This window comes from Woronichinia naegeliana WA131, from assembly GCA_025370055.1.
Taxonomy (GTDB): Bacteria; Cyanobacteriota; Cyanobacteriia; order Cyanobacteriales; family Microcystaceae; genus Woronichinia; species Woronichinia naegeliana.
The window spans coordinates 3466493-3492051 of sequence record CP073041.1 but is presented as its reverse complement, the minus strand read 5'-3'; the positions used below and the strand labels follow the sequence as shown (position 1 = coordinate 3492051).

Below are 25559 nucleotides of genomic sequence, written 5' to 3'. Positions count from 1 at the left end.
ATGGTTACTACTGCCCTTAAATCCTATAGTTTCGAGGATTATTGTTGCTATGATGACAACACCGATAACCGCTATGAACTTGTTGATGGCCAGTTAGAGATTATGACCCCGCCTAGTTTTCGGCATTTATTAATTGCGGATAAACTCAGAGCCATTCTTAATGAGGCGATCGCTATTGAAAAACGTCCATTATTTTGTTTACCAGAAATGGGAGTCCGAACGGGTTGGCGAAAATCTCGTATTGTTGATTTAGTCGTGGTTTCGCGTAGTCAGGTATTAGAATCCTTGGAACGATCCGCTATTTCCGAAATTCCCCCTCTGTTGGCGATTGAAATTGTCAGTCCTGAATCTATCCAAAGGGATTATCGTTATAAACGTTCGGAATATGCCGCCCTAGAGATTCCTGAATATTGGATTGTTGATCCTCTCTTACAAAAAATTACTGTGTTAACTTTCAATGAAGGTCTTTATGATGAAAAAGTTTTTTCAGGAGAAAATATGATCACCTCAAACCAGTTTGCTAATTTACAAATAATTGTTAATGAGATATTTAATATTAAGTAAATGGGCTTAATTAATTGTTAGATCGTGAAGCTTCTAGCCTGTGGACGGGCAGGATGCCCATCCCACGTTTTGTATTTAATTCCAACTGCCTAACTTAAGGGCAAAAGCGAAAGTTTTACAGGAAAAAGTGATCGCCGAACGGGAAAAACAACGGGCTGACACTTTGGCCGACTATTTGCGCTCTTTAGGTATTGATCCTGAACAAATTTATTAGATGTGTTTTGAGACTTTCTTAAGATTTGTAAAAAAATCTTCCCTAATTTTAACCATTGTTCAATTTTTCTAGTATGCTAGTGAAAACTGTCTCCCTTAAATTTTGTTCTGTAGGAAAGACCCTTATACTCGTGCCTGGCTTAACGGTTGAATTGTTGATTAGCGATCACCGATTGTAGCGATTGTAGCGATTTTGACCTTTAACGAAGGTCTCTATAATCAAAAAACAGGGAATATGGCTGTCTTATCTGTTCCATTTTTTGAAACAACGATTATTGTTAATGAAATTTTAGCGATTAATTAATTATGTCAAATTCTCAAGAGAAATCGGAAAAGCTGAAATATCGTCCCCTTTTGCCGAAAATGAAAAATTTTGGCAGTAGTGTTGCGGCTGGAGAATGGACTATAGGTGAAAAGTCTCTGTTTAGAGACATTGCGGACAATTTGGATTTTGATACGGCCAAATATACGGAAATCAATTCGATTCCCAGTCCCTGGTCGAAATCATTACAGTTTATGTCGGCGATACAAGAGACTAATTATCCTAGTCGGGACTGGTTAATCGCCCAGTATCGAGGTTTGTTAGCGGCGATCGCGCTTTCCGAAAATTTAGGGTTATCGTTACAAGCGGTGCGGGTTGACTTGGAGTTTTACAGAAATGTTGATAAAGAAAGAGACCCTAGCCTATACAAAAAAATTGAATTTGGGCGTTGTTTAGGAAAATTAAAACCTAGCGATGACTACACTGCTCTGAGCATGATTCCCCCAAGTGGTTCTTGGTCTCAGCTTTTTCTCTTTGAGTTGGGAGAGAACGTTATTGGCTTTACCAGTCCAGCCACCTTGGTTGTTCCTGTTGGTTATCTAAAAATAGACATAGAAAGACGAATACCCTGGGTTAGAAATGGCTTCTTTGTTGATCCCATTGCCAATGGCTTAAATACAACTCAAAAGCCCTTATTAGCCTCCTGGCTTAACAATTTACGCACTGAATTAATGAGAAATCCTGTGAATATAGACTTAGCAGGAAGCATCGCAAATGAGTTAGAAAAGTTTAGAACTGATTTAGGCATTAGTCAGCTAGATGTATTTAAGCCTTGTGACAAGGCAATTCCTTTTGGAGAACCCTTAACACCCTCTCCATTGGATGCTCTAGCCCCCGTCGAACGAGTGACAGAAGAGTCCAACGTTATGGTCAAGGTTTCCGCAGGATTAAAACCCGCCAGACAATTGTATCTTTTTGATCCGATTAAATTGCCTGCCTTAATGGGACGGGATGCGAGGGAAATTACTGTTATTGATTCTTCTTCTTTAGCTAATTTTAATCGTGATTTACATGGTCGTAGTGATGCTTTGTTTTTAACAGATGCAGAATTGTTTACAGAAAATTTGTTCTACGCAAGAATAAAGGGGTTGTTGCCTGGTACATGGCTAGATAAAAAGTTAAATTTAGACAATCTTACGATTTTGTTGCCGTTGAATCCTATTCTTAAAGACTACTTTAGTAGCGAAGATTTGGAAAAAAATGTTCAGTTGACTTCTTGCAATGCTCCTGAAGGGCCAGGGGTACGGGTGACATTGGGTCTTCAATTATCGGGTTTTGACAAAAAAACAGTTGATTATCAGGTTTATAAGGATTTCCCCCTCAAGGCCGAAAATGAGATGCTCCTGGCTTTTCCAGAACTATCTCTTTGGCCGAATATCCCTCCCAATAGATGGCGTGAGTATTTTGTTTTTGTTGATGTTACGGAAGATTTGGGAGGTCTTGCCTTTAGCATTGAACAACCGACAGAGAAAGCAACCCAAGAGATTCGTGAATCGGGGCAGGAAAAATTTCAATACTGGAAATGTGAGCGTTATCCTAGCATACTGTCCGCCATCAATCGAGATAAGCAATTTTTAGGATTTTTACCTCTGACTATCCCTAAAATTCAAGCTGGTGGTGCAGGAAGTTGGACGGTTGGTGTTGATTTTGGCACGTCTTTTACTAATATTTATGTTCGTGAAGGTAATGGAAAAGCTGATCGTATTAACCTGCGATCGCATCTTTTACGGATTGCTAAGGGTGGATTGGAAGAGAGTCAAACTGCTCTCATCTACCAGGAATTTTTTATTCCAGATGTGTTTTTACCAAGGGGAGAAAATCCTCCGTTGTCTAGTATTTTGACAACCAGAGGATGGCAAGAAATTCAGGGCAAGATTCCCGATCTAATTAGCCATGCTCGTACCTATTTTCCACAAGAGCAGTATGATTTTAACAAGGATTACATCAAGACTAATATTAAGTGGCAACAAGTCGAGTATCAACGCCCCTTTTTAGGGCAGTTACTAAGATTAATCGTGGCCCAAGCCTCAATTGAGGGAGTTAACACGATTGATTGGGTTGTATCTTATCCTTCTGCTTTTTCGTTGATGAAACTGAATCTTTATGAGCGAACTTGGCAAAATTTATTAAAGTCATTAAGTGAACTCTCAGAACAAACTCATCGCATTAATGGGAAATCCTACTCCCAAGGTACGGAAAGTGAAAATCCCGCCGTTCAAGGTTTAAGAACAGAAAGTATTGCTTTTGCCCAATTTTTTGCTGATATTTTAAACAAGAACTTGGTGCATACTACCTGCGTAGATATAGGAGGAGGAACCTCAGATATTTCTATTTGGCAGGAAAACACTTTGGTCCACCAGGCTTCTGTTCCCTATGCTGGACGCAATATGTTTCATCGTATTTTAAGGGATAATTTAGCTTTTGTAGGTGATATTTTTGGCTTGTCAGTCCAAGATAGCGACGATTTTCGCTCGGAATTTAAAACCGTTAGTAATTTCAACTCGGCATTGGATTTGTATTTGAGAGCTAATGCTAACGAGATTCTGACTGACGGTTATGTAATGAGTTCCAACAAGCCTCGCAATCGAGAGTTTCGTACCCTAGTTGCTTTGGCTTGGGGCGGACTTTACCATTACCTTGGTTTGTTACATAAATACTTACAACACCCGAGCGAGAAGTTATTACTTCAAACTGAAAATGTCACCTCAATTTTAGTGGGAGGAAATGGTGCGCGTTTTCTGAACTGGTTAAGTCCCAGTGGACGATACACTGCTAATTCAGAAATTAACGACCTCTTGAGAGGGATATTAGTAAAATCATCTGGATTGCAACCTTATCCTGACTTAATGACCCTTTCCACAAAACCAAAGGAGGAAGCCTGTGGAGGACTTTCCGTTTTGCCCAGTACTACTAAACTAAAGGGATTATCGCAAAAACAGAAGGATTATCCTTTTTGGGGAGAAAGTTGCACAATTAATGGGAAAGATTTTGCACCAGAAGATCGTTTAATGCTATTAGATACTTGGCAAACCATTGATGATTTTCGTATTACCTCTTTTACGGAATTAGAAAACTATATTAGCAACTTTAACAAGATTATTGCTGATGAAAGTATTGAAGAAATTGACCAACTGCGTGATTTTCATCAGGGGGGATTATTTCAAATGAAAGATTCTATCAAACGTCTTTTAACAGATTCAGTCAGGGATGCCTGTATTAAAAAGCACGGACCCATTGCTGAGTTTGAACCTGAACCAGCCTTCTTGTTGACTCTACGGTGTTTTATTGGCGTTCTTGCTGATCAATGGTCTAAAACTGCAAATTGAGGAAAATGATCAATGAAAAAATTATGGGCTTTTCTAACAAAGGATATTCCATTTCTGCCATATTACCAAACTTCAATGTTTAAGTTTTTTCTTGGTAAAAATTTTTGTGGGAATCATCTGGTTTTGCTGTTGCTAACTCCTACTTTTTGCATTGCTTTTCAGCTTCAGGCAAAAGCAGCCGTTGATTGTCCCATTGCTTTGGATAGAGTCTTCCTGAAAAAAGCGAACAATAATCAATTAGAATTAAATATTTCTACGGGAGGATCACTAACAGTTGATTCATCAAATTTGCAAAATGGGTATGGTTTTCGGATTTTGGATCCAAATGCTAGAATCGAGCAAACTAATTTGGGTTCTCAAGATCAAGATAAATGTAAATATCAAGTTGAATTAACTCAAGCTCTCAAAGAAAAGTTTCCTCGTCTTTTATCAGGAAATAAACAGGCAACGTATTTTTGGATTTCCAAAAAGAATCTTCTAGATTTTCCCAAATACTCTCTAGTAGAGGATAGTCTTCAGAAGTTATTATTGTTTCAAATAATTCAAACTGTAATCATTATCGGTGGATTAGTTCTAGCCATTGTATTTGTTGTAGCTAATGAAAAGCAGAGAAGAGTTATACGTGATGAGAAAAAGAAATCTGATCAAACATTGAGGGAATTATCAGATATAATACGCGATGAGAAAAAGAAATCTGATCAAACATTGCAGGACTTGCCAGATAAAATCAATACTTTCTCAACAAAATTAAATCGGTTTGGTAATGATATTTCAATTATCCATTATTCAATTCAAGATTTATCTGCTTTGGTTAAGGAAGAATTTTTAAAAATTGTTAAAATTTTAAAAAAAGGTACAGATAAAAATGAAGAAATAATACCAGTAAAACCTATCGAATCTCAATTATCGTTATTTCCATCAACATCTCAAGAACTTAATCAACAAGAACTTAATCAACAAGAACTTAATCAACAAGAACTTAATCAACAAGAACTTAATCAACAAGAACTTAATCAACAAGCAGAGTGGACTGAGTTAGTTGAGCAGTTTAATAGTAGAAACACTAACTACTTTGAGAATAGCAAACATCGGTTTCTTAGTTTAACCAAGGCATCCGTCGAAAGTTCAGTTGGTCGAAATATGCGTCGGACTTTACAGTTTGAAATTTCTCCAGACAATTCTAGTCCTGCTTTTCTTCAGGTCGAGTTAGATAATAATCAATGGTTGATTCCCAATATTCTTTCATCTTCCTTTGAGAGAAGTTTCAATAACCTTGTTACTACTGATTACTTAAGGAAAAACGCTGGAATTTTCACTGTTCTAAATACAAACAGTTTGATTAAGTCTCAATTAGTACGCCCTGCCAAGCTTATAGAAATCATGACAGGAGTTTGGCAAGTTGCTGAACCTGGAGAGTTTCGGCAGTAATGAAAAAATAAAAAGTTAGCACTGTTTCTGGGGGATTACTCTTTTAAACCTGGCTACAGTCTTCTTCTACCATTACCATCAAAGCCAGCAACTCTGTCATCAAAACCTGTGATCAACCCTGTTCCCGATGATGTTATAACCCACATTCAGCACATAATTTGTACTTAAAAAATTTCCGGCAGGTTTTTAGAGTAAAAATAATGATTTAGCTAAGTGAAATCTAACTTATCCTAGATAGGAAGTGTAGCCCTTTTTCCCAGAAAATCAAGTTATGTACTGAGCTACAGGATCTTGAAGGGCATAGGACAAATGATTGAATTTTTTTGTCATTTTTTACGAATTGAAAATAAGTTAAATTTGTCTATTTTCTGCACTTAAGTTTAAAATACTAAATAAATTGTGAAGCTCTAAAAGCATTGCCCAGTAAGGATTTTAAAAATGTCTAAATTGTCAAAATATCTGCTGAATGTGGGATCAATTCACCGTAAAAATGGTAAAACGGGGCGATCGCCGAAGACATTACTTTTTAGTACTTTAGTTTTGAGTAGTTTGAGTTCTCCCCTCTTGGCTCAAGCTTATCCTTGCCTCAATTACGCCATTAATCCTCGCACCGGTAAACAGGAATGTTTTGATTCCCTCCAGAGACCATCCTCCCCCACTTCCCCCACTTCCCAACCCTCTTCATCAAAACCCAGGGGCCTAAATCAAAAAATTTATCACTATGCCCTCAATCATCTGGGGAAACAAGTCGGAGATGGAGAATGTGCAACCTTGACTTACAACGCGCTCAAAGCGGCTCAAGCTCAAAATTTTGATGAGTTAGGGCCCACCGGATTGGATGCGGACTATGTTTGGGGCAAATTAATTGCGACCATTACTCCTCAACAAAAAAATCTCTCCTCAGTGCAAATCGGTGACATTGTTCAGTTTCGGAATGTCTCAACCTATAAAAAAATTACTCAACCCGATGGTTCCTGGCAATCCTGGACGGATAGTTATGCCCACCATACAGCTATTGTGGCGGGGATTTCTGGACATCAGATTTTCCTGCTCCAGCAAAATGTGGGCAATGATCCCCAACGCCAAAAAACGGTACAAAAAGGACAAATTGATGTGGATAGTCTCCAGACAGGTACTCTCTGAATTTATCGTCCCTTACCCCTTACCAAATCTCAGTAGTCTAAACAGAATACAATAAATATTAATTGATTCTTAAGAAATCGAAGGTATTGACTGAGCAGTGATATTGCCAGTTGGATTTATTAAAGAAAGATTTCCTTCGTAAAGTTTAGTGAAATAAATATTTAAGATTAAATTAACAATTCCCTATAAAACAGATTGGCCCTAACAAATATTGGATAAAGAGAGAAAAAAAGCTGGGGATCAACAAGAAAATGTATAAAACGTAACGAAAACAAGGTTGTCGCTCGATCCCTGCCCATGTTAAGTTATGAATTATAGGGCGATCCCCATTTAATAAAATATCTATATTTTTAGGACTCTAGCTTCCCTACCATGAATAAATTACTGGATACAAAAACATATTTAAGACAGGAGACCGTTATGACTCATTCTCAAACGATTCGTTGTCCCAATTGTGGTAATCATGCTGTTCGTCAACAAATTGTTCATCTTAATGTGACGGAAACGGCTTGCCCTGTCTGTGATTATCTCATGATTAATTGTACAAGTACTGGTAACGTTCTAGAGTCCTACGCGCCAGGGCTAAAGGGTTTTAGTCAAGCTGTCTCCTGAAAAATAGTTCATTCCTTTTTGGTCAAGAAATGTAGTCATTTCATAATCTAGCTGAGGGACGCGGTGAGTGCGTCCTTTCTCTTTTTGGGGAGTTTCTTAATTTAGGAGCCGAGGGAATTCCAGGTTTGGGCAGCTTCCTCTAGGGCCTGATCAACGGTTTTTTGTTTGAGCATGGCGGCTCCTAAGTTTTCATAGATCGCTTTTTGTAACTGATTAAGATTTTTCATGGGCGGAATCAGTACTTCCGCATCTTTGAGTTGGGTTGCACTCACTTGTCGGGCCTGTTGAACAGAAGAAACCTTTTTCTCTTTGGAGATCGCGGCAATGTATTGTTTGACTGCTTCAGTGGTGGAAGGAAGAACGTTAGCAGCCTGGGCAAAGGCTAATTGATTTTGAGTATTGGTGACAAAAAGGGCAAACTTTAGGGCAGCCTCCTCATTTTTTGTGGTACGAGGAATGGTTAAGTTCATGACCGCCACATTCTTTTTCCCTGTTTTGCCGGTAATTTGGGGGGCTGCGGCCGAAATCTTGGCAATGGTGGGGGCATTGGTGGCAATACTGTTTAAAAATTCTGCTCCCGATCCCAAAAGGGCGATCGCCCCAGATTGATATAATTCCACCGCATGACGATGGCCCTGGGTTAAAACTTCAGGAGGCAATAATCCTTGCTGGTAAAGATCTACCCAATATTGAAAAGCCGCTTTGCCTTCAGGACTATTAAAAGCCGCTTTGCCCGACTCATCCACTAAATTAACCCCCATTTGTACGAGGCTCTCTAACACTTCCGCCGAATCATTGGCAGAGAAGGTGACAAAAAAGGCATACTTGCCCGTTTTTTCCTTGATCGTTTTTGCGGTCTGGGCCAATTCAGCAAACGTAGCGGGTGGTTTTTGAATACCGGCTTGTTTTAAAAGGTCTTGATTATAAATGGTCACTCTGGTGGTGAGATACCAGGGAACCCCAAAACTGGCTCCATTAAGGGTATTAGCCTGCCAAATATTAGGTAAATATTGAGCTTTGACGGCAGGAGGCACTTTTTCGTTAAGGTTGAGCCAGGCATTTTTCGCCGCTAACTGGGAAGCAAAGGTCGGGTTTAAATTAACAACATCCGGGGCGGTATTGGCAGAAACCGCCGTTAAAATTTTACTCGCCATCGCTTCCCAGGGAATATCTACCCAATTGACCTGAATCCCAGGATGATCACGACTAAAATCACGAATTAGATTATTAAAAAAGGTAGTGTGTTGGGGTTGAAGCTGCATTGTCCAAAAGGCTAGATTGGCTGCCCCCGTCGGATTTGGGGCGGTAGAATTGTTGGAAGTCGTCGTTGACCCTCCGCCACAACTGATTAACCAGCTTAGGAATAAGCCGCAGAGTCCCCACAGTAAGCCTTTTCTCAATTTTTTGAACAGTGCCATGAATTGCCGCTCCTAAAACACTAACATTTGCTAATAAAAGGGTTTTTATCTGCTTCAACCAGAGGTGTCGGCACTACTCTGTCCACAGACCTTCACGAACTGAGGCTCAGTCCGAAACGCTCAATATTCAGAGCAGCGTTTAAGTCTCTGTCAAGGGATTCATTACATCTCGGACAGACAAAAATTCTATCTTTCAGTGTTAATTCCTCGTTTTTATAATCGCATTGATGATGCAATTTGCTCGAAGGTGTCCATCTACTAATTACCTTAAGTTCCGAGCCGTACAACTCGCATTTATAGGTTAATTGCCTACGAAATTCGTACCAGCCTAATTCCGAGCTCGCCCCTGCTAACTTAGGATTGGCCATCATGCCTGAGACGTTTAAATCCTCAATGCAGACCACCGCAAAGGATTTAGCGAGATAACTGGTCAACTTATGTAACCAATCCTTCCGCAGACTGGAGAGACGGTAATACAGACGAGCGAGCCGTTGATTGGCTTTTTTCCAATTAGTGGAACCTTTGAGTTTGTGACGGTTGAGGTATTGGAGTTTAGCAATTTTAGCTTTAATTCGCTTGTAATCTTTAGGGACATCAAAAACCTCGCCGTTTGATAAAGTCGCAAAATGCTTCACCCCTAAATCAACTCCTACCGATGGATTGGTTTTCTCCACAGGTATTGGGTCAATTTCTAGGCGAAAACTCATAAACCACTTGTCCGCCTGACGACTAATGGTTACGGTTTTAGGCTTAACATTTTGGGGCAAGGACTCATAGGTTTTCAGAACACCAATCACTGGCACTTGGATTTTGTTCGCTCCCAAGATTTTGAGCGTTCCATCTAAGGTGAAGGAATCTTGCTCCCCTTTTTTCTTAAACCTAGGCGCGCCGCCGATTTTTTTGAAACAGCGAGACCAAGCATCTTTCAAGTGAATCAATGCCCACTGTCCAGCGCATTTGGAACTTTCGTAATACCAAGGGAATTGGGGTTTGACATAGGCGACCAACCATTTATGTAGGTCAATGGCAGAAGGAAACTTAATCTTGTCGTCGGGATGGGCTTGATTGTGGTCTAATACAGCTTTAGTGAGGGCCAAGCCTTGATTCCAAGCATGACGGGCAGTGCCAGCATGTTTCGCTAGTGTTGTCCGTTGCTTGTTATTCAACTTTAACTCTGTTTTAAATCCCAACAACATGGTTAATACAACGTTTTCCAGCCATAAGTGTAATGATAAACAAAATTTGAGATGAGTGAGCAGACGGTTCCCTCTCTTGACAAATATTAATCAAAGTTGGTGATTGTTGGAACTGGTATCGTCTGATTAAAGTTGGAAAAAGTTATGGTGTAAGGCTTTGAGAAAATAGAGAAATAGTTTAAGACTAGACATCGGCCCGTTTTTATTATACTATTATTATTGTCATTATATCAAAGAAGAAGGAAACAGAAAACAATGTCAATATTAAAGAAAAGCTCTATGGAAAGGGTGCGACCTTTAGTTGATAAAAGCTGTTGTAATCAGGGTTCTACCTGACTTTTCCCGTTAAGTGCGGATTGCAAGCTGCCAGCCTTGGCAAAGGTCATGCAACTTCAACCAACCGCGCCAAAGGACTTGGATACCGAGAGGAGTTTTACGACGATGTTCAAGATAACCACCAAGAAAAGCAACAGACTCGACAGCCCAAGCAACAGTCAAAATAGGGGGAAGTTTTTGAGAGGCGGCTGCTTTTAACACCTGAAGTTGAAGAGGATTAAGAATTTCAATCGCGAGAGCATCGGGCTGGGTACGATGAAGATAAGTAACGTGTAAAAGTTCAACAGCAATGACACTTAAAAAACCCAAAAGAGTTTTCATTCCATCAGAGGCAAGTCGATAACGCTCACTCTGACAACCAGACTTAAGGACTTTATGAAATTCTTCAACCCGCCATCGGTAGGTGTACCAACGAAGAATAGTGACAGCCATCTCAATAGTCTCAACAACTTCTGTAGTCAGAAGCATCCAAGATAAAGGAGTTTCGCCTTCGGGACAATCGATTTCTGTCGCATAAACAGCATAGACATTCAACGGGTCACGATTATCAAAACGATAGGGAGTTCGTAGATTAACTGAGCAAAATCGGACGGCAAGCTTAACCTTCCGTGCTTTTCTTTTTCCTGTACTCGGAATCTCGATTTCTTGATGAAAACGAATCGGTTCTGATTCCAAATGTTGCCAAAGTCGTTCACTATTTTTGTCTAAACTACGATTATGAGACGCTCTGACCAGCACTCCTGTATGCTTGAGTTGACGCACTGAGTCAAAGACTTCTGAAACATCTCCTTCTCTGTCAAATACATGAATTACCCTCGTTGAACTTTCTACCTGTTTCTCACAGGTGTTTAGAGCCTCTACCCATTTGTAGGATTCTTTTTCCTCAAATGGTCTTTGACGAGCTGCTTTTCTTTGTTCTTTCTGTCTTTCTTTTTTCTGCTTCGCCGTTTCATCTGTTGGGGGCTTTTCTTTTACCTCCCTATTCCACAGTTTTTGCCATAATAAACCTAATACTTGTCCTTTTTCTGGCTCAATTGCTAAAGCACTATGCAGTATTAATCCATTCCCTCCTTTTCCAGTCGGCCCATACCCTTCCCTTTTTTCCTTGATATTGCGATAATCTAAGAAGGTCGTATCTCCGACTGATAGCATTATCTTATATTCTTCTACGGCGGCAGTTGTCATTTCACAGTGCGGCTCTATTATCTTGACAAAGTCTGTTTTCGGATTCCCAAAAATTCATAGGCCCTCTTTAACTCGTTTCCTCCCTTAAACACTTCTGATAAGGCTTTTCCAAACCCCTCACTTAACTTTTTCCCAATCGAGAAGGCACGATTGTTTAGCCTCTCGTCTCCCAATTCACAACTGGCAAAGTTTTTTGTCCACCATTCCAACATTTTTTGACCTGCCCTTTAAGATTTTCTCCATTTTACAGTCTCATACTCCCTTCATCCTTTGTTTTTGAAATTTGAACGATAAGCGGGATGATGGCTTCAGAATATTTTTTTCCTGTCAAGAGAATCATTACTCAAACCCTTGCCAGATAAAGCCTCTAGAAGTTTGCATTGCTGGATTTTGGACTTAACGGGAAAAGTCAGGGGTTCTACAGGGAACCCATATTGATCAAGTTTTGCCCAAAATTGACTCCATCGTTCCTTGGTCAATACCAAAGCTCGTAGGCTCAAAATAATTCCTGCTCCTTTTTCCTTCCATCGCATCCCTGAACAACATAATCGTTGTTTGACCAACGTCTTACAAGCTGCTTCCGTAACACCTGAACCAATCGGATACTTTTTCTCTATGTATTCAGCATAATCCATTTGATGCTGATGATTCTCGTAATAAGTAATCGCCGCTTGTAGTTTCTCGGTAAGATTCTTAGAATGACTTTTTTCTTCTTTGACTTCTTTCATCAGATTTAGCAGTTCTCCTGCTTTTCCTTTTTCATGCTTGAGTTCTCGACAATTTTCAGTCAACCATTCTTTTTGTTTTGACACGGTATTCGGATGCAACGCTTCTGCCAAGGCACCTAAGTAACCAGAGGCATGATAGAAATCTAATATCTGTTCTTCCGTTTGCTTTTCTAAAAACTTCCAATTTGATTCTGCCCCGTCTGCTATCCCGACCAATGTTGCCTCTGGATAACGGTTTTTCGCTCGCTCAATTTCTCTTTCTAATCTTTCTAGAAAACTCTTTTTTCCATACTCTGGTGCCGCACCTAGATAGATTGTAGGTTGACGTTCGCCTTCACTATCGTATAGGGAAACGGTTCCCACCATTGCTTCACGGTAGCCATCCTCACACATCAGCATACAGGTTCCATCTAATCCTATTCCCACTGTTGCAATTTGGCTATCCTCCTTGGGCGGGGCATAACTCCACGCTTCTTCTTTTGCCTGTACCACACTTCCTACTGCTTCACTCAATCTTTGGATATAGGATAGCGCTACTTTTCTACCATGATTTTCTAATAAATCATTTTTCACCTCTTTGCCTGCCATCCCTGACATTTTTGAGGATACCTGTTTTGCCAATAATGGCGTTGATGTTATGATTATCCTTGCTTCTCTTTCTAAGGGGCAATACGTTTTTCCTCAAAGGTGAACGCTGATATACATGACGATTCACTATAACCTCACCATAAGGTGTTTGATATTCTTTCGGTTGCTCTCCCTTACTCTTCCAGATTTCTTCACCGATTTTTAAGGGTGAACCATCTGTATCTAAATATTTCAAGGCTTCTTTGCTGGCGATGCAACCTACTTCGTTTAAGCCTTTTTGAATATTTATTTCTGTATCCAACATTGAACGACTGAGTTCTAATGTTAGTTCTATTTTTATCTTTGAACCCTCTACATTAATTAGTTTTGCTGTCATCATTGTTTCCTCTTTGTCACTTTTCATCTCATGTTAACACTTTTCTTTTCCTTCATCAACTAAAGGTCACACCCTGTCAACATTGAATAAAAGCTCAATTGACCTCCTAAGTGATATTGGCTTACCCCAAGAGAAAGAGGAAGCCTTATTTCAGAAAAACTGCCCTCATTGCTATAGTGAAAAAGTAAAAATACATTCTCATTACCAAACGAAAGGTAACGGGGAACGTAAAATGTTCATTTGTCAAGAATGTAGTTCTTGTTTTGCTGAGACTTATGGTAGCGTAATCGCTGGCTTAGAAACCCCATTAAGTGAAATTGTAAAAGTATTAAAAGCTAGAATGGAAGGAATAGGATTAAATGCCGCAGTCCGAGTATTCGGCTACGCGAAAACAACAATATTGAATTGGGAAAAGAAATTATCAGGATTACAAGAGACATTGTTTTTATACGCCTTAGTGAATGAATTTGTTAAACTAGTAATAGAAGGGGATGAACTATACACAAAAGTTGGAAAAAATAAAGAAGCAAGTGCCTCTGAGGGTTGGACAATCGTTCTCATGGACAGGGCTAGCCGCTTTATTTGGCATTTAAAATGTGGTCGAAAAGAGCAGAAATTATTTCTAGAAGCAATGATGACGGTAGCGGAATTATTTGAAAGGAGTGCAGAATCTCTCCAGTTATTTACAGATGGAGAAAAGCGATATAGTCAACTGCTATTTAATATTTGTCACGAAGTATTGAAGACTGGAAAACGTGGTCGTCCCGTCAAAGTATTACCGAAGGGAATGGTAGTAAGATTAAAAAATAAGAGTAGTAAACGTCGAGATTCTGAAGGTAAACTAAAGAAAGTAGAAACTCCGAAACCAGAACATCCAGAGACAACAGAAAAACCAGAAGAAAAGGACGTCCATGCCAACCACGTTGAGGCATTTAATAGTGCTATCCGACGCTATTTAGGGCTTGCCGAAAAAAAGCTGAAACTCTTACGGAGAAAAGATAGTAGCCGAATTAAGGACAGGCAGAATACAGGGAAATAGGTTAAAATGGCTTGAAAACCTTGCCGGAAAAGGAGGCAAAACATATGTACGGAAGACAACAGTACGAAACTAAGACACCAGAAAACTTCAAAAATCCGTTCGATGGGCAGTTAGACGCAGAAAATCGTTGGGTAAAAATGTCAAAAATGATTCCCTGGGAAGAATATGAGGAAGAATATGCAAAAAACTTCACAGAGGAAAAAGGAGCACCAGCGAAATCATTTAGAATGGCGTTGGGGGCATTAATCATCAAAGAAATGTTAGGAATAAGTGATAGAGAAACAGTGGAACAAATTAAAGAAAATCCTTATTTACAGTATTTTATAGGAATGGAAAGCTATAGTAGCGAAGAAGCATTTAATGCGTCAATGATGGTTCATTTTCGTAAAAGAATAGGAATGGAATTAATCAATAAAATTAATAAAGAAATGGTAAAGAAGTTCGAGGGAGTAGTGTCAGAAAAAAAAGAAAATGAAGGACAGCTATTGTTAGATGCAACTTGTACACCAGCAGATATAAAATATCCAACGGATATAGAAATATTGAATGAAGCAAGAGAAAAAACAGAAGAAACAATAGATGAGCTTTATAAACAAATACAAGGAAAAGAGAAAAAAAAGCCAAGAACGTATAGAGTAGCAGCAAGAAAAGACTACCTAGAGATAGTCAAAAAACGTCGTGTGTCAAAAAAAGAAAGAAGAAAAGGAATAAAAAAACAACTACAATATGTAAAAAGAAACTTGTCTCATATAGAAAAAATGATAGAAGAGGGAGCCAAGTTAGAAAAACTAACGAAAAAGGAGCAAGAAGAGCTTGTAACGATAAGAAAAGTGTATGAGCAACAGTTAGAGATGTATGCAAAAAAGACGAATAAAGTAGAAAACAGAATTGTGAGTATAACCCAACCTCACATCCGTCCAATAGTGCGTGGCAAAGTAGGAAAAGCAGTAGAGTTTGGAGCTAAAATATCGGCAAGTAGTGTGAATGGCTTTGTCTTCTTAGACAAATTGAGTTGGAATAATTATAACGAATCGGGAGATTTACAAGAGCGAATAGAAGAATATAAAAAGGAGAGAGGATGTTATCCCGAATCGGTTCATGTGGATAAAATATATCGAACAAAAGCGAATCGAGCTTATTGTAAAGAGAGGGGAATAAGAATGAGTGGTCCCCGCTTGGGAAGACCACCGAAAGAGGTGAGCAAAGAAAAAAAGGAAGAGGCCCGCTCAGATGAAAGAGTGCGTAATGCCATAGAGGGTAAATTCGGACAGGGAAAGAGAAGATTTAGTCTGGGTCGAGTGATGGCCAAACTTCCTGAAACCTCTGAGACTGTGATAGCGATGAATTTTTTGCTAATGAATCTTTCTACTCTACTTCAGAAGACAAAGAAGAAAACAAAAAGTAAGAAGTTGTAGAGTCGTTTTTCTTCTGAAAAATGGTGTTAATTTTCCTCTCTTTTGTGAGGAGTGATTTTTGTTGACTTTTTGTAGAAAGAAAGGGACAATAGATTAAACAAAATCTGTATTGTGACTTCTTTCCATAAGGAAAAGTTATCTGTGCTTTTTCCGTCCATACTTCCCTAACCCACATTTCTTTCGTTTTTTGACTTTTTCAGCAAGCCCTATTTATCTGCCTTTCGTCGTCGTACAAATACTTACGCTAAATCTGTTGTGGGATTACAGCGAGTCCTAGATATTTTCTGGATGGTTCATAACTTTGTTCGCAGCCATTTTACGACTAGAGAAGTTCCTGCTGTAGCTCTCGGTATAATTGAAAAAGGGTTAACTTGGGAGGACTTACTCCAAATTCGCCTGATTTCTTGAACCTCCCGTATTGAAACGTTTATAGCTTCTAGCTAGGGCTTGCTGAAAAAGTCAAAAAACGAAAGAAATGTGGGTTAGGGAAGTATGGACGGAAAAAGCACAGATAACTTTTCCTTATGGAAAGAAGTCACAATACAGATTTTGTTTAATCTATTGTCCCTTTCTTTCTACAAAAAGTCAACAAAAATCACTCCTCACAAAAGAGAGGAAAATTAACACCATTTTTCAGAAGAAAAACGACTCTACAACTTCTTACTTTTTGTTTTCTTCTTTGTCTTCTGAAGTAGAGTAGAAAGATTCATTAGCAAAAAATTCATCGCTATCACAGTCTCAGAGGTTTCAGGAAGTTTGGCCATCACTCGACCCAGACTAAATCTTCTCTTTCCCTGTCCGAATTTACCCTCTATGGCATTACGCACTCTTTCATCTGAGCGGGCCTCTTCCTTTTTTTCTTTGCTCACCTCTTTCGGTGGTCTTCCCAAGCGGGGACCACTCATTCTTATTCCCCTCTCTTTACAATAAGCTCGATTCGCTTTTGTTCGATATATTTTATCCACATGAACCGATTCGGGATAACATCCTCTCTCCTTTTTATATTCTTCTATTCGCTCTTGTAAATCTCCCGATTCGTTATAATTATTCCAACTCAATTTGTCTAAGAAGACAAAGCCATTCACACTACTTGCCGATATTTTAGCTCCAAACTCTACTGCTTTTCCTACTTTGCCACGCACTATTGGACGGATGTGAGGTTGGGTTATACTCACAATTCTGTTTTCTACTTTATTCGTCTTTTTTGCATACATCTCTAACTGTTGCTCATACACTTTTCTTATCGTTACAAGCTCTTCTTGCTCCTTTTTCGTTAGTTTTTCTAACTTGGCTCCCTCTTCTATCATTTTTTCTATATGAGACAAGTTTCTTTTTACATATTGTAGTTGTTTTTTTATTCCTTTTCTTCTTTCTTTTTTTGACACACGACGTTTTTTGACTATCTCTAGGTAGTCTTTTCTTGCTGCTACTCTATACGTTCTTGGCTTTTTTTTCTCTTTTCCTTGTATTTGTTTATAAAGCTCATCTATTGTTTCTTCTGTTTTTTCTCTTGCTTCATTCAATATTTCTATATCCGTTGGATATTTTATATCTGCTGGTGTACAAGTTGCATCTAACAATAGCTGTCCTTCATTTTCTTTTTTTTCTGACACTACTCCCTCGAACTTCTTTACCATTTCTTTATTAATTTTATTGATTAATTCCATTCCTATTCTTTTACGAAAATGAACCATCATTGACGCATTAAATGCTTCTTCGCTACTATAGCTTTCCATTCCTATAAAATACTGTAAATAAGGATTTTCTTTAATTTGTTCCACTGTTTCTCTATCACTTATTCCTAACATTTCTTTGATGATTAATGCCCCCAACGCCATTCTAAATGATTTCGCTGGTGCTCCTTTTTCCTCTGTGAAGTTTTTTGCATATTCTTCCTCATATTCTTCCCAGGGAATCATTTTTGACATTTTTACCCAACGATTTTCTGCGTCTAACTGCCCATCGAACGGATTTTTGAAGTTTTCTGGTGTCTTAGTTTCGTACTGTTGTCTTCCGTACATATGTTTTGCCTCCTTTTCCGGCAAGGTTTTCAAGCCATTTTAACCTATTTCCCTGTATTCTGCCTGTCCTTAATTCGGCTACTATCTTTTCTCCGTAAGAGTTTCAGCTTTTTTTCGGCAAGCCCTAGCTAGACGATACCAGTGCCTAAACATCAATGGCTAAAAAAAATTTTGGAATTGCCGAATGGCATCCCCTCCGACGATACGTTTGCGCGTGTATTTGCTAGTCTGAACCCAGAGCAATTTCAAGACTGTTTTCTCGATTGGGTCAAAAGTATAGCGGAGGTAAGTGAAGGGGAAGTGATAGCAATTGACGGAAAAACCCTCCGCCAATCCTATGACAATGCCAACGGGAAGGGTGCAATTCAGATGGTGAGTGCATGGGCAACAGCGAATCGCTTAGTGCTAGGACAGTGCAAAGTGGAAAGCAAATCGAATGAAATAACGGCGATACCCAAACTCCTGAAAATGCTGGAGGTCAAAGGTTGTATCGTCACAATTGATGCCATGGGAACCCAGACAAAGATTGAGGTGGCCCCCCAAAACTGGACAGTAGTGTAAGCTCTAAATCGAAATCAGGAGAGCTATGAGCCCACATTCCGCAGGTAAGTCAAGAGACAAAGTAGTACTTTTGACATGAAGAGCCAAGAAAGGAAAGAATATGTTTGTGTTTGGAGGTCAAATTAACGATAGTTTGAATGCCGTCAATCTCTAACCAACGGATAAACAGAAAAGACTGAAAGACCCAAAGCAGAGTGGGAATGGCGGTCGGTTTACCCTTTTGATTAGGAATAGTCTGATGGGCAAGAGCCAAAGCCTGTCGTAGGCGACGTTGTGCCAAAGTATAAACCAATAAAGAGACAACCATAATCATCATCAAAGCCATAATGCGTTGAGGATTCTTGAGAAAAAGAGCAGAGGCAAAAAAGAAAGGGTCTTTGAGAAAGCGAAAGCCGCGCTCGGTGTTTTGTTGAGCCTTATATTCAGCCAACATCTGGTCGGGACTCAAAACCTGAGAATCAAGAATATTAGTAGCTAAAATAAAACGTCCAGCCCGTTTAGATGCGGCTTCCAAGCAAGAGGAATCAAGGCTTAATTGCCCAGTTAAGCGGTAATGAAAACCGAGAGGGGTAGCCCCTTGTTTCGGTCTTCCTCCCTTGGCATAGTAAGGAATAGTCTGAACCTCAACTTGACTGAGTTGATGATAAGTCAAGGTTTTTGGCCAGAGTTGAGCCTCAGTAAGAGCATCGGCCTCACAAGCAAAATTCTGTCCACAAAGTTTCTGCCATTCTTTTTTGACAACTTTATCGGCTTTCTCAATTTTTTGACTTATAGCTTTATTATCGGACTGGATACGTTGAGCACTTTCGACCACAAGCCATCGTTGCTGTTCACCCCCATATTCCGAAGCCCTCACTTGCCAACGATAACCGTCCTGTTCACCCTGCTGCCATTGGTCTTCTGATATATTTGCCAAAGTCTCAGTGGCTTCTTTCAGAGGGACACGACTTAACCATTGAATTGACCTCGCCATGCCCACATTTTCCGCCGTATAAAAAGCTCCATCCATCACCGATAAACCTTCCATATTCAACGTTTCTTGACAGTCTTTGATTATCTGGGGAAACGGTTCTTCTGGCTTTGCGGTAAAAGATGTATAATAAGATACAGTATATGAGGATGACATCAATGTTATTTTTTCTGGAAAATCTCCTGAATTTGCCAAAGGTAAGCATAAGAAATGTTATTCAAGAAGGGAAACAGGCATTTTTAATACTGAGTTGTCAAGAGGAAGAAGTCAAATGTAATTATTGTGGTAGCTTAACAGATGAATTACATCAGACGAACAATGTACTGGTAAGGGATTTGTCTATATCTGGTCAAATGGTATACCTGAAAGTGCCTCGTCGTAAATTTTACTGTAAAAATTGTCAAAGGTTTTTTACAGAAAATCTGGAATTCATGGAAGCCCGTAGGAAATATACGGTGCGGTATGAAGAATATATTTATGGACGAGTAAATGTGAGCAGTGTGGAACAAGTAAGCAGAGAGGAATCTCTATCATGGGATCAAGTAAATGGAATTTATCAACGTCAATGTGAAGTAAAAAAAAGGATTGGCAAGGGGTAAAATACGTGGGGATGGATGAAATAGCGAAACGAAAAGGTCATCAGAATTTTGTAACAGTGGTAGGAGACCTAGAAAAAGGAGAATTAATAGAAGTAATTGATAGTCATCAACAAGATAAAATAATAGAAGTGCTGATGGAGAAACCGTTAGAGGTGAGGGAAGGAGTAGAACAAGTGAGTGTAGATATGTGGGTAGGATTTCCGAAGGTGATAGAAAAAGTATTTCCGAATGCAGTAATTGTAACGGATAGATTTCATGTAATGAAGGCGGTGAATGAAGAATTAAATAAAATCCGTAAACAGACAAGGTTGAATGTAAAAATTAAGGGAGAAAAATGGCTATTATTAAAAAATAAAGAAGACCTAAAAGAGGAGGAGTTAGAAAAATTAGAATTGGTGTTAAAGCAATCTGCTCGTCTGCGTAAGGCGTATGAGTATAAAGAGTCATTTAGAGAAATATATGAAAAAGTAAATGAGAAGGAAGAAGGGCGATTAAAATTTACAGAATGGTTAGAGAATGCTAAGAGCATTTATACAGATGTAATTAGCACAATTCGTAGGAATTTAGACTCTATTTGTAACTACTTTTTGAGTCGAACGACGAATGGGGCAATGGAAGGAATTAATAATCGTCTTAAACTAATCAAGCGTCAAGCTTATGGATTTATGAACTTTGATAATATGCGAAACCGTTTTTTAGCTTGCTTTTCATGATAAGTTCTAATTATCACTCTTTGTTCAGGAGAACCGGGGAAACACCTTTTTATCCGATTCATTGCCATCTCCTAATTGCATAAAGAGAGGGACACCACCATCTCCACTACATATCATATTTAACATAAACTGTTTTAGGTCTGGTCGTTTATCTCTGGAATAACCAAATTTTATTTTTATGGCTTTTGTCTGCTCGTCTTCCTCATCTTCTATCCTTTCCTTATACTTCCCTTGTACAGACATTGAGGTTGAGTCTAAATGCTTTGACTTTTGTTCTATTCCAAAGATTGCTGCCGCTTTTAGGACTATTTTCGTGAACCGGTTTTTTACCCCCACTCCAAATACCTTATCCAATGACCTTCCTAGCTTGTCATCATTTAAATCTTCTGCTTTTATTCCTTCTCCTAATAGGTGTTCTAATACTTTTCCTTTAAAAAACTCACTCAACAAATATAACGGAGCATTGATACATCCTAAGCAGTTTAATATCATTGCTTTTACTATTGTACCTACACTGAGCTTTTCTTGAGGATGAGTTCCCACTTCCTCATCGATAATTTCTACTAAACCCATTTCATCTATAATTCCCGCTACGATTCCTAAGTGGTCGAGGTCTTTAATATTTAGGTTATTCATTTTTACTGTTGATTCTATCTAAGACAAGACTCCATTTTAGAACTTTATTGACATTTTTTATCCTTGCCCGAAATCAATGCACAAGTACCGATACTAGCTCGCGTGAACTAGTGCTCCTCTTCGACAACCTGCGGAATGTGGGTATGAGCAACAAGAAAAAACAGTATGGAGCCCAGTTCAAAGCCAAAGTCGCCTTAGAAGCAATTCGAGGAGAGAAAACGGTATCTGAATTAGCCAGTCAATATGAAATTCATCCAACAATGATTAATGGATGGAAACGAAAAGTATTAGACGAAGCTAGTGGTCTATCAAGCTTGAAATGAGGGGCTACAAGAACCCGTAAGTCTATTTTGGCAAGGCTTTGAGAATCTAGCAACCCATCAAAATAAAGTTGACGTGCCACTAGTCAAATCTTTGAAACAGAAAACCAAGGAAAAGAAATCAAAGAAAATGCTGAAACTCAGATAAATGAGCTATATCGGCAAATAGGAAAGCTAAAAGTCGAGCGAGATTTTTTAGTGGACAGGTCGGTACAATTGGGGCTACCGACCGAAAAACCTTGGTAGACCCCAAACATTCTGAATTGTGCATTCAACGTCAATGTGAATTATTAGGAATAAATCGTTCGAGTTATTATTACGAACCAAAGGAAATTAGTTCCGAAGAATTGACACTATTGAGACTGTTGGATGAACAATATATGAAAACACCATTTTATGGGAGCAGAAAGATGACAGTATACCTCAACACATTAGGTTATGAGGTAAATCGAAAAAGAGTGATACGATTGATGAATCAATTGGGAATACAAGCAATTTACCCCAAGAAAAGAACAACGTTGCGAAACCCTGAGCATCAAATTTATCCTTACTTATTACGAGACTTAAGCATTGAAAAAGCCAATCAAGTTTGGTGTACCGACATCACCTATTTGCCAATAGGAAAAGGACACTTTTATCTAGTAGCAATTATGGATTGGTTTAGTCGTAAGGTCTTGTCATGGAGGATTAGCAACACTATGGATGTTTATTTTTGTAAGTCAGCATTGGAGGAAGCATTGTCAATTTATGGCAAACCAGACATCTTTAATAGTGATCAAGGAAGCCAATTTACCTCGAAGGAATTTACAGGATGTTTAAAGCAAGAAAACATCCAAATTAGTATGGACGGAAGGGGACGTTGCTATGACAATATTTTTATTGAAAGATTGTGGCGTTCTCTAAAATACGAGTTAATTTACATTTATTCTTTTGAGGATGGAAAACACTTGACAGAAGAGGTAAAAAAATGGTTTAATTTCTATAACAAAGAGCGATTCCATCAAGCTTTAGAATATCAGATGCCAGACCAAGTCTACTGGACAAGTTTGAATTTGGCTTGAGAGGGCGTTTTTAGTTAGAGAACACCAGAAAAAAAGATGATCCAATGATTATAGCGGTTTGGCAAAGATTTCCACAAACCATTTTTTGAGGCTAGGAAGGCGATTAATCCGTGCTTCAACCTTTTCCATCCCAGCCTTGCTCAGCTTCACTCCTGTCTCATAAACTTTTTCTATCAGTTTCACTACAGGATTTTGACCCCTGAATGTTAGCGTTTTAGCAAAATTAAGCACGGTTTCAACCGTATCCAGTAAACTCCCATTCCAATGTTTTTCTAACCAACCAAAACAACGCTCTATCGGATTATACTTGCTGTGATACGGCGGATAATAAGCCAATTGTATATCTAGCTTTGACGATTCTGTAAAATCAATCATACGCCGCATGAATTGACTACGACGTGAATGATTTTCAGGTCCATTATCCTGATTTATCACCAATTTCTCAATATGACTAAAGCGATGCTTTACACTTTCCCACCAACTTTCTAATATGTCACCAATGCAATCTGCTGTTAATTTGGACGACACAAAAAATAAAGATAATTCATTCTGTTCAGGTAGAAAAATTCCGTAAGGAATTAGAGTAACTTCTGCTCCAAAGTCATGGTAAGAATGCCTCTGTTTTTACCCGCGTTTTTCCACCCCTGTCAAATTCTCCCACTTTGACCCCTACCTTGCCATCTAGCGATATAAGCTGTCATCACTCTAAGTGGATATAAGGTAGAATATATAGACTTACTTTTTTGTATGACTATGCTGACGTTAAACTTCTTAGACCAAAAGACCAAGAAAGAGCTACAAAAAGCCCTTAAAACGGAAGAGCACGCAGTTACAAGAGAGAGAATATTGATTATGTTACTGAGAAATGAAGGAAAAACGTATGATGAAATATCAGGATTATTAGGATGTTGCAAACGACAAGTGTGGTACTGGTGCAATAATGGAAATCCGAAAGAGATAGAAAGCTTAAGAGACAAAAGAAAAAAAGGAAATCACAGGAAAGTAACAGAAGAATACATAGAGAAATTGACGGAGATAATAATCAAAGAGCCTGAAGAGTTTGGATATGAATTTGGACGTTGGACAGTAGCAAGACTATCAACTCATATGGAAAAAGAAACGGGTATATTGTTAGGAAATACACAACTTAGAAATATGCTTAAAAAAAAGCGATGTAATTAGTCACAGCAATAAGTGGGGCTTAATTCTCATTAAGCCCCAAAAATACTAGAGAGGAAGAAAGTCATCAATGGAAGGAGGAGAAAGACCAGAGGAAGATAAAATAAGAGATAACTGTTCGACCGCACTTTTACCTTGAAGTCTCATGGTTTCAAGAAAACTAAACATCATGGCAACAAGTTGTCCGCCCCAATGACTTCTAGCACCGCCACTAACCTTACGATGAAGGGTGTGACCTTTAGTTGATGAAGGAAAAGAAAAGTGTTAACATGAGATGAAAAGTGACAAAGAGGAAACAATGATGACAGCAAAACTAATTAATGTAGAGGGTTCAAAGATAAAAATAGAACTAACATTAGAACTCAGTCGTTCAATGTTGGATACAGAAATAAATATTCAAAAAGGCTTAAACGAAGTAGGTTGCATCGCCAGCAAAGAAGCCTTGAAATATTTAGATACAGATGGTTCACCCTTAAAAATCGGTGAAGAAATCTGGAAGAGTAAGGGAGAGCAACCGAAAGAATATCAAACACCTTATGGTGAGGTTATAGTGAATCGTCATGTATATCAGCGTTCACCTTTGAGGAAAAACGTATTGCCCCTTAGAAAGAGAAGCAAGGATAATCATAACATCAACGCCATTATTGGCAAAACAGGTATCCTCAAAAATGTCAGGGATGGCAGGCAAAGAGGTGAAAAATGATTTATTAGAAAATCATGGTAGAAAAGTAGCGCTATCCTATATCCAAAGATTGAGTGAAGCAGTAGGAAGTGTGGTACAGGCAAAAGAAGAAGCGTGGAGTTATGCCCCGCCCAAGGAGGATAGCCAAATTGCAACAGTGGGAATAGGATTAGATGGAACCTGTATGCTGATGTGTGAGGATGGCTACCGTGAAGCAATGGTGGGAACCGTTTCCCTATACGATAGTGAAGGCGAACGTCAACCTACAATCTATCTAGGTGCGGCACCAGAGTATGGAAAAAAGAGTTTTCTAGAAAGATTGGAAAGAGAAATTGAGCGAGCGAAAAACCGTTATCCAGAGGCAACATTGGTCGGGATAGCAGACGGGGCAGAATCAAATTGGAAGTTTTTAGAAAAGCAAACGGAAGAACAGATATTAGATTTCTATCATGCCTCTGGTTACTTAGGTGCCTTGGCAGAAGCGTTGCATCCGAATACCGTGTCAAAACAAAAAGAATGGTTGACTGAAAATTGTCGAGAACTCAAGCATGAAAAAGGAAAAGCAGGAGAACTGCTAAATCTGATGAAAGAAGTCAAAGAAGAAAAAAGTCATTCTAAGAATCTTACCGAGAAACTACAAGCGGCGATTACTTATTACGAGAATCATCAGCATCAAATGGATTATGCTGAATACTTAGAGAAAAAGTATCCGATTGGTTCAGGTGTTACGGAAGCAGCTTGTAAGACGTTGGTCAAACAACGATTATGTTGTTCAGGGATGCGATGGAAGGAAAAAGGAGCAGGAATTATTTTGAGCCTACGAGCTTTGGTATTGACCAAGGAACGATGGAGTCAATTTTGGGCAAAACTTGATCAATATGGGTTCCCTGTAGAACCCTGATTACAACAGCTTTTATCAACTAAAGGT

18 protein-coding genes and 7 pseudogenes are annotated in these 25559 nt (G+C 38.9%); 15 read left to right on the top strand and 10 right to left on the bottom strand.

Translation table 11 applies throughout. The features are described from left to right. The 5 genes from KA717_17655 to KA717_17635 all read left to right on the top strand — a co-directional run bounded on the left by KA717_17655 (window position 1) and on the right by KA717_17635 (window position 7608). Window positions 1-564, top strand: a complete 564-nt coding sequence (locus KA717_17655; GenBank protein ID UXE64168.1) for a Uma2 family endonuclease — start codon at window positions 1-3, stop codon at window positions 562-564. A 519-nt stretch (window positions 565-1083) separates the two neighbouring features. Continuing rightward, window positions 1084-4425 carry a hypothetical protein gene (locus tag KA717_17650; GenBank protein ID UXE64167.1) on the top strand — a complete coding sequence of 1114 codons (3342 nt, stop codon included), beginning with the start codon at window positions 1084-1086 and terminating at the stop codon, window positions 4423-4425. A gap of 12 nt (window positions 4426-4437) precedes the next feature. Continuing rightward, complete coding sequence (locus KA717_17645) at window positions 4438-5853, top strand: hypothetical protein (protein ID UXE64166.1); 1416 nt, start codon at window positions 4438-4440, stop codon at window positions 5851-5853. 438 nt (window positions 5854-6291) lie between these two features. After that, the gene (locus KA717_17640; GenBank protein ID UXE64165.1) at window positions 6292-6996 is read left to right on the top strand and encodes a hypothetical protein; all 705 of its coding nucleotides are present in this window, start codon (window positions 6292-6294) and stop codon (window positions 6994-6996) included. A 420-nt stretch (window positions 6997-7416) separates the two neighbouring features. Beyond that, window positions 7417-7608: a replication restart DNA helicase PriA gene (locus tag KA717_17635; GenBank protein UXE64164.1), complete on the top strand. Its 192-nt coding sequence runs from the start codon at window positions 7417-7419 to the stop codon at window positions 7606-7608. A 101-nt stretch (window positions 7609-7709) separates the two neighbouring features. Here KA717_17635 and KA717_17630 read toward each other — a convergent pair whose 3' ends face one another. The 5 genes and pseudogenes from KA717_17630 to KA717_17610 all read right to left on the bottom strand — a co-directional run bounded on the left by KA717_17630 (window position 7710) and on the right by KA717_17610 (window position 13435). Beyond that, window positions 7710-9026, bottom strand: a complete 1317-nt coding sequence (locus KA717_17630; protein ID UXE64163.1) for a sugar ABC transporter substrate-binding protein — start codon at window positions 9024-9026, stop codon at window positions 7710-7712. A 92-nt stretch (window positions 9027-9118) separates the two neighbouring features. Continuing rightward, window positions 9119-10222 carry a transposase gene (locus KA717_17625; GenBank protein UXE64162.1) on the bottom strand — a complete coding sequence of 368 codons (1104 nt, stop codon included), beginning with the start codon at window positions 10220-10222 and terminating at the stop codon, window positions 9119-9121. 345 nt (window positions 10223-10567) lie between these two features. Then, window positions 10568-11743, bottom strand: coding sequence for an IS4 family transposase (locus tag KA717_17620; GenBank protein ID UXE64161.1), 1176 nt, complete (start codon window positions 11741-11743; stop codon window positions 10568-10570). 17 nt (window positions 11744-11760) lie between these two features. Continuing rightward, the gene (locus KA717_17615) at window positions 11761-11955 is read right to left on the bottom strand and encodes a transposase (GenBank protein ID UXE64160.1); all 195 of its coding nucleotides are present in this window, start codon (window positions 11953-11955) and stop codon (window positions 11761-11763) included. 216 nt (window positions 11956-12171) lie between these two features. After that, a pseudogene (locus KA717_17610) lies at window positions 12172-13435 on the bottom strand (ISKra4 family transposase). An 82-nt stretch (window positions 13436-13517) separates the two neighbouring features. On the opposite strand from KA717_17610, the gene KA717_17605 reads away from it, so the two are divergent. The 3 genes and pseudogenes from KA717_17605 to KA717_17595 all read left to right on the top strand — a co-directional run bounded on the left by KA717_17605 (window position 13518) and on the right by KA717_17595 (window position 16297). Further along, window positions 13518-14474 (top strand): IS1 family transposase, encoded by a 957-nt coding sequence (locus tag KA717_17605; protein UXE64159.1) that lies wholly within the window; start codon window positions 13518-13520, stop codon window positions 14472-14474. Window positions 14475-14518: 44 nt separating this feature from the next. Further along, window positions 14519-15856: pseudogene (locus KA717_17600) on the top strand (IS5 family transposase). Window positions 15857-16102: 246 nt separating this feature from the next. Next, window positions 16103-16297 (top strand): annotated as a pseudogene (locus KA717_17595) (IS1 family transposase). 275 nt (window positions 16298-16572) lie between these two features. Here the strand turns inward: KA717_17595 and KA717_17590 are convergent. After that, window positions 16573-17910: pseudogene (locus KA717_17590) on the bottom strand (IS5 family transposase). Between the two features lie 147 nt (window positions 17911-18057). Here KA717_17590 and KA717_17585 point away from each other — a divergent pair. After that, window positions 18058-18456 (top strand): annotated as a pseudogene (locus KA717_17585) (ISAs1 family transposase). Between the two features lie 64 nt (window positions 18457-18520). On the opposite strand, the gene KA717_17580 reads toward KA717_17585, so the two are convergent. Continuing rightward, complete coding sequence (locus tag KA717_17580) at window positions 18521-19597, bottom strand: IS1634 family transposase (GenBank protein ID UXE64158.1); 1077 nt, start codon at window positions 19595-19597, stop codon at window positions 18521-18523. Between the two features lie 275 nt (window positions 19598-19872). Between KA717_17580 and KA717_17575 the strand changes: the two genes are divergently transcribed. Then, on the top strand, window positions 19873-20040 hold the full coding sequence (locus KA717_17575; GenBank protein UXE64157.1) for a transposase family protein: 168 nt from the start codon (window positions 19873-19875) through the stop codon (window positions 20038-20040). An 11-nt stretch (window positions 20041-20051) separates the two neighbouring features. Next, window positions 20052-20753 carry an ISL3 family transposase gene (locus KA717_17570; GenBank protein ID UXE64156.1) on the top strand — a complete coding sequence of 234 codons (702 nt, stop codon included), beginning with the start codon at window positions 20052-20054 and terminating at the stop codon, window positions 20751-20753. Between the two features lie 24 nt (window positions 20754-20777). On the opposite strand, the gene KA717_17565 is transcribed toward KA717_17570, so the two are convergent. Then, window positions 20778-21389, bottom strand: coding sequence for an IS1634 family transposase (locus tag KA717_17565; GenBank protein UXE64155.1), 612 nt, complete (start codon window positions 21387-21389; stop codon window positions 20778-20780). A gap of 143 nt (window positions 21390-21532) precedes the next feature. Between KA717_17565 and KA717_17560 the strand changes: the two genes are divergently transcribed. Beyond that, window positions 21533-21712: a transposase gene (locus tag KA717_17560; protein UXE64154.1), complete on the top strand. Its 180-nt coding sequence runs from the start codon at window positions 21533-21535 to the stop codon at window positions 21710-21712. 236 nt (window positions 21713-21948) lie between these two features. Beyond that, a complete protein-coding gene (locus KA717_17555; protein UXE64153.1) occupies window positions 21949-22770 on the top strand; it encodes an IS3 family transposase in 822 nt (273 codons plus the stop codon). Between the two features lie 48 nt (window positions 22771-22818). Here KA717_17555 and KA717_17550 read toward each other — a convergent pair whose 3' ends face one another. Further along, window positions 22819-23337, bottom strand: coding sequence for a transposase (locus KA717_17550; protein ID UXE64700.1), 519 nt, complete (start codon window positions 23335-23337; stop codon window positions 22819-22821). A gap of 180 nt (window positions 23338-23517) precedes the next feature. On the opposite strand from KA717_17550, the gene KA717_17545 reads away from it, so the two are divergent. Further along, window positions 23518-23952, top strand: coding sequence for a helix-turn-helix domain-containing protein (locus tag KA717_17545; protein UXE64152.1), 435 nt, complete (start codon window positions 23518-23520; stop codon window positions 23950-23952). Window positions 23953-23997: 45 nt separating this feature from the next. On the opposite strand, the pseudogene KA717_17540 reads toward KA717_17545, so the two are convergent. Then, a pseudogene (locus tag KA717_17540) lies at window positions 23998-24177 on the bottom strand (IS66 family transposase). A gap of 73 nt (window positions 24178-24250) precedes the next feature. Between KA717_17540 and KA717_17535 the strand changes: the two are divergent. After that, a pseudogene (locus KA717_17535) lies at window positions 24251-25532 on the top strand (ISKra4 family transposase). The last annotated feature ends 27 nt before the right edge of the window (window positions 25533-25559 follow it).

What these genes read in the sequence shown, in the direction of transcription:
- KA717_17655 (UXE64168.1), top strand. Translation starts at nt 1, where the DNA reads ATGGTTACTACTGCCCTTAAATCCTATAGTTTCGAGGATTATTGTTGC.
- KA717_17645 (UXE64166.1), top strand. Translation starts at nt 4,438, where the DNA reads ATGAAAAAATTATGGGCTTTTCTAACAAAGGATATTCCATTTCTGCCA.
- KA717_17635 (UXE64164.1), top strand. Translation starts at nt 7,417, where the DNA reads ATGACTCATTCTCAAACGATTCGTTGTCCCAATTGTGGTAATCATGCT.
- KA717_17615 (UXE64160.1), bottom strand. Translation starts at nt 11,955, where the DNA reads ATGTTGGAATGGTGGACAAAAAACTTTGCCAGTTGTGAATTGGGAGAC.
- KA717_17625 (UXE64162.1), bottom strand. Translation starts at nt 10,222, where the DNA reads ATGTTGTTGGGATTTAAAACAGAGTTAAAGTTGAATAACAAGCAACGG.
- KA717_17570 (UXE64156.1), top strand. Translation starts at nt 20,052, where the DNA reads ATGGATGAAATAGCGAAACGAAAAGGTCATCAGAATTTTGTAACAGTG.
- KA717_17650 (UXE64167.1), top strand. Translation starts at nt 1,084, where the DNA reads ATGTCAAATTCTCAAGAGAAATCGGAAAAGCTGAAATATCGTCCCCTT.
- KA717_17620 (UXE64161.1), bottom strand. Translation starts at nt 11,743, where the DNA reads ATGACAACTGCCGCCGTAGAAGAATATAAGATAATGCTATCAGTCGGA.
- KA717_17580 (UXE64158.1), bottom strand. Translation starts at nt 19,597, where the DNA reads ATGTCATCCTCATATACTGTATCTTATTATACATCTTTTACCGCAAAG.
- KA717_17630 (UXE64163.1), bottom strand. Translation starts at nt 9,026, where the DNA reads ATGGCACTGTTCAAAAAATTGAGAAAAGGCTTACTGTGGGGACTCTGC.
- KA717_17565 (UXE64155.1), bottom strand. Translation starts at nt 21,389, where the DNA reads ATGAATAACCTAAATATTAAAGACCTCGACCACTTAGGAATCGTAGCG.
- KA717_17560 (UXE64154.1), top strand. Translation starts at nt 21,533, where the DNA reads ATGAGCAACAAGAAAAAACAGTATGGAGCCCAGTTCAAAGCCAAAGTC.
- KA717_17545 (UXE64152.1), top strand. Translation starts at nt 23,518, where the DNA reads ATGACTATGCTGACGTTAAACTTCTTAGACCAAAAGACCAAGAAAGAG.
- KA717_17640 (UXE64165.1), top strand. Translation starts at nt 6,292, where the DNA reads ATGTCTAAATTGTCAAAATATCTGCTGAATGTGGGATCAATTCACCGT.
- KA717_17575 (UXE64157.1), top strand. Translation starts at nt 19,873, where the DNA reads ATGGAAGCCCGTAGGAAATATACGGTGCGGTATGAAGAATATATTTAT.